The sequence below is a fragment of the Pedobacter sp. BG31 genome, assembly GCF_042464845.1.
Classification (GTDB): Bacteria; Bacteroidota; Bacteroidia; order Sphingobacteriales; family Sphingobacteriaceae; genus Pedobacter; species Pedobacter suwonensis.
The window spans coordinates 67,842-75,078 of the sequence record NZ_JBHNZK010000020.1; the positions used below are offsets into that span (position 1 = coordinate 67,842).

9 protein-coding genes are annotated in these 7,237 nt (G+C 37.2%); all 9 read left to right on the forward strand.

Annotated elements, in window-relative coordinates; all coding sequences use genetic code 11:
• Positions 1-75 precede the first annotated feature (75 nt).
• The 9 genes from hemL to ACFE6N_RS19985 all read left to right on the forward strand — a co-directional run bounded on the left by hemL (position 76) and on the right by ACFE6N_RS19985 (position 6,918).
• Positions 76-1,446 (forward strand): glutamate-1-semialdehyde 2,1-aminomutase, encoded by a 1,371-nt coding sequence (gene hemL, locus ACFE6N_RS19945; protein WP_378939377.1) that lies wholly within the window; start codon positions 76-78, stop codon positions 1,444-1,446.
• Between the two features lie 103 nt (positions 1,447-1,549).
• On the forward strand, positions 1,550-2,416 hold the full coding sequence (locus tag ACFE6N_RS19950) for a sensor histidine kinase KdpD (RefSeq protein WP_090981597.1): 867 nt from the start codon (positions 1,550-1,552) through the stop codon (positions 2,414-2,416).
• Between the two features lie 12 nt (positions 2,417-2,428).
• Positions 2,429-3,133 (forward strand): response regulator transcription factor, encoded by a 705-nt coding sequence (locus tag ACFE6N_RS19955; RefSeq protein ID WP_039477978.1) that lies wholly within the window; start codon positions 2,429-2,431, stop codon positions 3,131-3,133.
• Positions 3,133-3,648 carry a hypothetical protein gene (locus tag ACFE6N_RS19960; RefSeq protein ID WP_378939380.1) on the forward strand — a complete coding sequence of 172 codons (516 nt, stop codon included), beginning with the start codon at positions 3,133-3,135 and terminating at the stop codon, positions 3,646-3,648. Before ACFE6N_RS19955 ends, ACFE6N_RS19960 begins: the two co-directional genes overlap by 1 nt.
• Before the next feature lie 205 nt (positions 3,649-3,853).
• Positions 3,854-4,879, forward strand: a complete 1,026-nt coding sequence (hemE, locus tag ACFE6N_RS19965) for a uroporphyrinogen decarboxylase (RefSeq protein ID WP_378939382.1) — start codon at positions 3,854-3,856, stop codon at positions 4,877-4,879.
• A 57-nt stretch (positions 4,880-4,936) separates the two neighbouring features.
• Complete coding sequence (locus ACFE6N_RS19970; RefSeq protein WP_378939384.1) at positions 4,937-5,146, forward strand: hypothetical protein; 210 nt, start codon at positions 4,937-4,939, stop codon at positions 5,144-5,146.
• Positions 5,146-5,427 (forward strand): type II toxin-antitoxin system YafQ family toxin, encoded by a 282-nt coding sequence (locus ACFE6N_RS19975; RefSeq protein WP_378939386.1) that lies wholly within the window; start codon positions 5,146-5,148, stop codon positions 5,425-5,427. The genes ACFE6N_RS19970 and ACFE6N_RS19975 overlap by 1 nt, the downstream gene beginning before the upstream one ends.
• Before the next feature lie 29 nt (positions 5,428-5,456).
• Positions 5,457-6,017: a CopD family protein gene (locus tag ACFE6N_RS19980; RefSeq protein WP_378939388.1), complete on the forward strand. Its 561-nt coding sequence runs from the start codon at positions 5,457-5,459 to the stop codon at positions 6,015-6,017.
• A 310-nt stretch (positions 6,018-6,327) separates the two neighbouring features.
• Entirely contained in the window at positions 6,328-6,918 is a 591-nt protein-coding gene (locus ACFE6N_RS19985; RefSeq protein ID WP_378939390.1) for a hypothetical protein, read from the forward strand.
• The last annotated feature ends 319 nt before the right edge of the window (positions 6,919-7,237 follow it).

The window sequence follows — 7,237 nt, forward strand, 5'->3', positions numbered from 1 at the left end:
AGATTTTCAAGGATTTAGGGTTCAGGCGCCCTAAGCCTTCCACCCTCTACCTTCTAACCTTTCAACCTTAAAAAGATGTTAGATTCATTAAAGAAAATGTTTGCAGGCAATGAAGCCGATATTCCGGTAAATACAGGCAGTAAACCTGATATTTCGAGGGCAAAATCTGCTGAATTGTATGAAAAATCGAAAACGTATTTCCCTGGTGGTGTAAATTCGCCTGTAAGGGCTTTTAAATCAGTTTATGGTACGCCACTTTTTATCGAAAAAGGTGATGGCTGTTATATCTGGGATGCCGATGGTAATCAGTTTATCGATTTCTGCGGTAGCTGGGGTCCACTAATTTTAGGACACAACAATCCTAAAATCCGCGAAAAAGTTGCCGAAGTGATGCAGAATGGCATGAGCTTTGGCGCACCAACAGCCCTGGAAAATGAACTGGCAGAATTGATTATTAAAAACAACCGTTTTGTAGAGAAAATCCGTTTTACCAGTTCGGGTACCGAAGCCGTAATGTCAGCCATTCGTTTGGCACGCGGATTTACCAATCGGGATAAGATTTTAAAGTTTGAGGGCTGCTACCACGGGCATAGCGATTCGCTTTTGGTTAAAGCAGGTTCAGGCCTGGTTACTTTTGGCGAAACTTCTTCTGCAGGGGTGCCTAAGTCTTTTGCCGAAGAAACCATTGTAGTCCCATTAAATGATCAGGCGGCGATTGAGCAGGCATTTACCCAGTTTAAAGATCAGATTGCCGCCGTAATTATAGAAGGTATTCCTGCCAACAACGGTTTAATTATGCAGGATAAAGAATACATTCATTTCTTGCGTAAAATCTGTACCGATAATGGTTCACTTTTAATTTTTGACGAAGTAATTACCGGATTTAGGGTTGGTTTTGAAGGTGCAGCATCGCATTACGGCATAACACCGGATATTGTTACCTATGGTAAAATTATTGGCGGTGGGTTGCCTGTTGGTATGTATGGTGCCCGTGCCGAAATCATGGCGCACATTTCTCCTGATGGGGGCGTTTACCAGGCCGGAACCTTATCAGGTAATCCGGTGGCCATGGCAGCGGGAATTGCTACTTTAACCGAGCTAAATAAATCTGGTTTTTATAAAGATTTAAACAATAAAGCACAGGAATTTGTAGCGAGCATTCAGCGTTTTGCAACTGCACGTAACTATAAGTTTAAAGTGTTTACCATTGGCTCTATCTTCTGGTTTGCCTTTACCGATAAGGATAAAATCCAGTCGGCTGATGATATTGATGCCGGCAGCATGGAGAAGTTTAAAGTAATGCACCGCGAGTTGCTCAATAGAGGAATTTATTTAGGTCCATCGGGGTATGAAGTTGGTTTTGTATCTTCAGCTCATACCAAGATTGAATTGGAGAAAGCGAAAAGAGCCATTTTTGAAGCATTGGATTTGGTGTTTAAGAAATAGTTCTTAACCCCTTATACAATATTGAGCTATGGTTTGTGTGGACACGAACCAAGGAGAGAATTAATCGGTGTAATCAAATCACCCATATAATCAACCCAAGGGAATGAAGAAATCTATAATTATATTTTACGCATTATTGCTTTATGCATTGGTTCAACTCATTTCGTGGGGTACCTTGGTGGTGCGTTTGCAACCCAGCCGCATGACGATGATTATGGGGGAGGGTTCGGTATTTTTATTTTTGCTTGGTTTCGGTGGCTATTTTCTACATCAATCGTTAAAACGTGAGGATAAATTACGCGAGCAACAGCAAAATTTTTTAATGTCGATTACGCATGAGTTAAAATCTCCATTAGCAGCTATAAAACTTTCTATCCAAACCATTGTTAAAAGAGATTTGGACAAAGCGCGTCAAATTTCACTGTTAAATAACTCGTTAAAAGACATCGAGCGCCTGGATGATCTGGTCGAGAATATGTTACTGGCTACTAAAATTGAAAACCGATCTTATACCTTTCCTAAAGAGGAGTTTAATTTTTCAGAGCTGGTTTATAAAATTACTGATCGGCTTCAGGTTCATTCCTGTGGCAATGAACAATTGATCAATGCCCATATTCAGCCAAATTTGCAGCTTATGGGTGACAAATTTGCCTTATCGTCTGTTGTTACCAATTTAATTGAAAATGCAGTTAAATATTCAAGTCCCTGCGATGAGATAAATGTGCATTTAAACAAAGTGGATGGACATATTCAGTTTAGCGTAATTGATAAAGGGCCGGGTATTTCAGATGCCGAAAAAATGTTGATATTTGATAAGTTTTACCGCGTTGGTAACGAGAATGTCAGAAAAGCGAAAGGAACAGGTTTAGGCTTGTTTATTGTGAAAGAGGTTTTACAATACCATGATGCAGATATTACAGTAAAAGACAATCAGCCTCATGGAAGTATTTTTGAAGTAACATTTAGTTAGTTAATCTCAATTATGTCACAAAAATTAAGAATTCTATTGGTAGAGGACGAGGATCACTTGTTAGATGCTATCAAATTAAACCTCGAACTGGAGGGTTATAAAGTTCACGCCGTTAAAGATGGCAAAACCGCTCTTAAAGTTTTTAAAGAAGAACGCTTTAATCTAATTGTTTTAGATGTAATGTTACCTGAAATGGATGGTTTTCAGGTTTGTGAAACCATACGTTTAGAGAATGCAGAAGTTCCAATCATGTTTTTAACTGCGAAGAACACTTCTGAAGACCGTGTTTTAGGTTTGAAAAAAGGCGCTGATGATTATTTGGTTAAACCATTCAACTTAGAAGAATTGATTCTCCGTGTTGGTATTCTGGTTAAACGCAGTTTAAAATCTGACGATCTAAAAGAATTGAATTCTTACAAAATTGGTGATAAAACCATTTATTTTAACTCTTTTGAGCTGAAACATGATGATGGTACCATTACACCATTAACCAAAAAAGAAACCATGCTGTTGAAATTGCTGATTGAACGTAAAAACGATGCGGTTTCGAGAGAGCAGATTTTAGAAACGGTTTGGAATTATGACGTTTATCCATCAACCCGAACAATCGACAACTTTATTTTAACGTTCCGTAAATATTTCGAGCCAGATCAAAAAAATCCGGTTTATTTCCATTCCATTCGTGGCGTAGGTTACAAATTTACCGATAGTCATTAATGTACAATAATAAGGGCAGATATGCTTTAATGGCCATTTTCCTGCTTGCCGGATTGGTTTGTGTTTTTTACCATCAATACCAGTTGGCAGCGCTTTCGGCATTATTGATGTGTTTTGTAATCTGGAGCCATTTTAAACATGGTTCGGTTTTAATGGCTTCGAAACATTTCAAAAACAATGATTTTGGGAAGGCCAAAGCCTTGCTTGCCGAGGTTACACAACCTGAGCGTTTGGCCAAAAGCCGCAGGGGTTACTACGAATTTATGCAGGGCAATATGGCGTTGAAGGAAGAAAACTTTGATAAGGCCGAATATCACTTTCAACTGGCAAGCCGTTTTCCGGTAGGAGGTAAGAATGAAAAATCGTATGTACTGATTCACCTGGCTAATCTCGCATTGCGCAAAAAAGATCGGGAAAGAGCGGAAGCCTATACCAAAAAGGCTAAAGAACTTGCTGAAACCCAACGTTCGAAGGATATTATTGTTAAAATTGAAAAAGAAATAGGTAAGTTATAATACTAATATTGTCATTTTGAATAACGAAGCACCGGTTTAGGGATAAAAAGGTACTTCGTTTTTTTTTTATTTATACCTTTGCAAAATTAATTTTAGACTTTCGTCCCTTAGCATATCGTCATGCTGAATTCAGTTCAGCATCTCTTATAGGTTAGGCCCTGAAATGCATTCAGGGTGACGATAAGTGAGATACCAAATACAAATCATGAAGAATAATTTATTTTTAGACGCAGCATTTTCAAAACAAACCGAGCGCCCACCAGTATGGATGATGCGTCAGGCAGGTCGTTTTATGCCACAATATTGGGAAATTAAAAACAAATACTCTTTTTTGGAGATGTGTAAAACCCCCGAAATTGCAGCAGATGTAACAATGTTACCTGTTGATTTATTGGATATCGATGCAGCTATTTTATTCTCTGATATTTTGGTAACCGGAGAGGCAATGGGTGGCGATTTAAGTTTCACTCAAGGTGTTGGTCCTAAGTTTGCAAATCCTGTTCGGACGGCCCAGGACGTTGAAAACCTAAATATTGATTGTTTAGATAAACTGCAGTATGTTGCCGATGCAATTAAGGTAATCCAACAACGTTTAGCTGGAAATATTCCTTTAATCGGATTTGCCGGTGCACCTTTTACGGTAATGAGTTATTTAATTGAGGGAGGTTCTTCCAAAGATTTTAAATTAACCAAACTATTTATCCATAACCAACCAGAACTGGCACATAAACTTTTGGCTAAAATTGCTAAAGTAACGGCCGATTACCTGAATCTTCAGATTGCAGCCGGTGTTAATGCCGTTCAGATTTTTGATAGCTGGGCACTGGCTTTATCATGGAACGATTATCAGGAGTTTTCGCATCGATATATTCAGGAAATTATTGCCAATTTGAACAGACAAGATATTCCGGTAATTTCTTTCTGTAAAGGAAGTTCGGTTTTTGCTCCGATTATGGCCGAAGCTAAACCAGATGTAATTTCGGTTGACTGGAATGCTGATTTATTGAATATTAAAAATGCTTTACCAGCAGGCATTGCCGTTCAGGGGAATTTGGATCCACATATATTGTATGCTGATAAATCAGTAATTAAGGCGCAGATCCATAAACTGTTCGAGCGCATGCGCGGTACGGAAGGTTTTATTTTTAACTTAGGTCATGGTATTATGCCTGATATTCCTTTCGATAACGTAAAATATGCAATTGACGTTGTAAAGGAGTTTAGGTATTAACCTCTAAGTCGCTACAGGAGAATTTGTAGCCCCATCAAAAATTGATTATATTTGAGTATGGAAACATTAATTATCGATATTCCTGAAAATAAAAGTTCATTAGTGAAAAGCTTATTGAAAGAACTTGGCGTAACTATTCATGAAAAAAATACTGAAAAAGTTAGGATTCCAAATGAACTTACCCGGAAAACTATCGAAGATGCGCATAAAGGAATTGGCATTAGTGAACCTATTAAAGATATCAAATCATTTCTCGGTTCTTTATAATGTTTACGCTAAAGGCAACTAATCAATTCAAAAAGGATGCAAAGAAAATAATCAAAAGAGCATCTAAAAATTTCGACTTGATTGAGCGTTTTTTGGAAGAATTGAAAGTTGGTGGTGCGGTTGGTCTGGAAAAAAAATATATTCCCCACAAACTTACCGGGAATTACAAAGGTAACTGGGAGGCTCATATTAAACCTGATTTGCTGATTATCTGGTTTGAAATAACAGAAGAAAATGAGATTATCTTGATTAGGTTGGGTACTCATTCTGATTTATTTTAAATAAAGGTATAATTCATTCGGACACATAAATGATAGAAACCTTATTGCCTTATTACCAGTATTTCAAAGCTGTACACATCGTATTTGTGATCAGCTGGATGGCTGGGCTCTTTTATATTCTAAGTCTTTTTATCTACCATACAGAAGCAAACGATAAACCCGAGCCGGAAAAAAGTATCCTCCGGAAACAGTTTGTTAAAATGGAAGCTACTTTATGGAAAATCATTGCTACTCCAGCCATGATTATTTCTGTTTTGGCTGGGGCATCGATGTTAACTTTAAATTCAGGCCTGCTTCAAACCGATTGGATGTGGGTTAAGCTTGGCTTCGTGATCGGCCTGCTTGTCTATCATTTTATTTGCCAAAACATCGTTAAACAGCTTAAAAACAATCAATACAGGCTAACCAGTTTCCAATTAAGGTTGTGGCGTGAACTGGCCACCATTTTTATGATTGCCATTGTATTTGTGGTGATTCTTAAAAATGCTATTAACTGGATTTATGGCTTAATCGGCATTATGGGCGTAGCGATGGCGATAATGATTGCCGTTAAGCTCTACAAAAACTACCGCAAAAAACGTGGCGAATAATCTTTTACTACGAACTTAATAGTCAGCAATATTTCATGTTAATTAACCTGCTCGATACGTGATTAGTGTCGCTGGAGCTGAAGTGTTATGGTTTCAAAGATCGAATCAAAAATCAAGGTAAGCGCATCGCTATGCTTGCAAAAATTCTATAAAAAGCAGTATAAATAATACACATTTAATTGATATTTGCATTTTTTTTGCAATCTAAAAAATGCTTAACGGCCATTTAAAAGCACTTTGTTGATAAATATCAAAGGCTCAATTTTTGTTAAGTAAACTTTAAAAAATAATTAAGAGTATCTTTGTTTTCATGAACAACGCTCTAAAAATCATAGTGTTATCAACCTTAATAACCAGTGCTAAAGCCCAAATTGTTAAACCGCTTTCTGCCGACTTATTATCTTCTGCCCGTACAAACTTCAATAAAAATTTAATAAAACTGGATTCGGTTGATATCAATAATTTACCGGCTTCGGTTTATTTGTTTTCCAGAGATGGTAAAAACGAAATAGAAATCGACGGTGTTACGGTTTTAACTGATCAAAAAGAAATTATTGGCATTAAGGATATGGAGCTGTCCGAAGAGTCATTGAAAAATATCAGCGAAAGACTAAAAGTTCTTGATAAACTCCAGAAAGCCTATAGCGATGCTTCCAATGATGAATATAGGTCTAGCAAAAGAAACAAAAATAGCATCGTTTTCTATGATCGCAGGTTTTTTGCAATTCTGCGCGGAATGAAAACAACCTTGAGGGATTTAAAGAAAATGTATACTGCAAATCAGAATGATAAAATGAAAACGATATCAGTTGCAGCCATGAAAAACCCCAGTATCGACTGGAAGTTTTATAGCCAACTGATAGAAGCAGAACAGGATAAGACAATAGCGCTAACCAAATAATTTAGTTTTAATTCAAGCCAACCATCTATAGCGGAAATTATAGGTGGTTTTTTTATTAAAACATCGGGTTACAATTAATCCCAAAGATATTGTGATACCGGACCATGGACAGATCTAAAAAAAATCCTCAGCTCGACTGTAGCGCAGCCAAATGGATAGCGCTTTGAACTGCGTTATTGAACCTGGTTTAAGTGAATTAGTCAAAACTTAATCTGACAGTTACAATAAATTAAACAACGTAACAGAGATTAGTATTATGACTACACAAGCAAAGATCATTAAGAACAAACTAGGTATCCTTGAGCTTGCTCAGCATTTG

Excerpts from the sequence above, each read along its gene's own strand:
- hemL (WP_378939377.1), top strand. The coding sequence starts at position 76 with ATGTTAGATTCATTAAAGAAAATGTTTGCAGGCAATGAAGCCGATATT.
- ACFE6N_RS19950 (WP_090981597.1), top strand. The coding sequence starts at position 1,550 with ATGAAGAAATCTATAATTATATTTTACGCATTATTGCTTTATGCATTG.
- ACFE6N_RS19955 (WP_039477978.1), top strand. The coding sequence starts at position 2,429 with ATGTCACAAAAATTAAGAATTCTATTGGTAGAGGACGAGGATCACTTG.
- ACFE6N_RS19960 (WP_378939380.1), top strand. The coding sequence starts at position 3,133 with ATGTACAATAATAAGGGCAGATATGCTTTAATGGCCATTTTCCTGCTT.
- hemE (WP_378939382.1), top strand. The coding sequence starts at position 3,854 with ATGAAGAATAATTTATTTTTAGACGCAGCATTTTCAAAACAAACCGAG.
- ACFE6N_RS19970 (WP_378939384.1), top strand. The coding sequence starts at position 4,937 with ATGGAAACATTAATTATCGATATTCCTGAAAATAAAAGTTCATTAGTG.
- ACFE6N_RS19975 (WP_378939386.1), top strand. The coding sequence starts at position 5,146 with ATGTTTACGCTAAAGGCAACTAATCAATTCAAAAAGGATGCAAAGAAA.
- ACFE6N_RS19980 (WP_378939388.1), top strand. The coding sequence starts at position 5,457 with ATGATAGAAACCTTATTGCCTTATTACCAGTATTTCAAAGCTGTACAC.
- ACFE6N_RS19985 (WP_378939390.1), top strand. The coding sequence starts at position 6,328 with ATGAACAACGCTCTAAAAATCATAGTGTTATCAACCTTAATAACCAGT.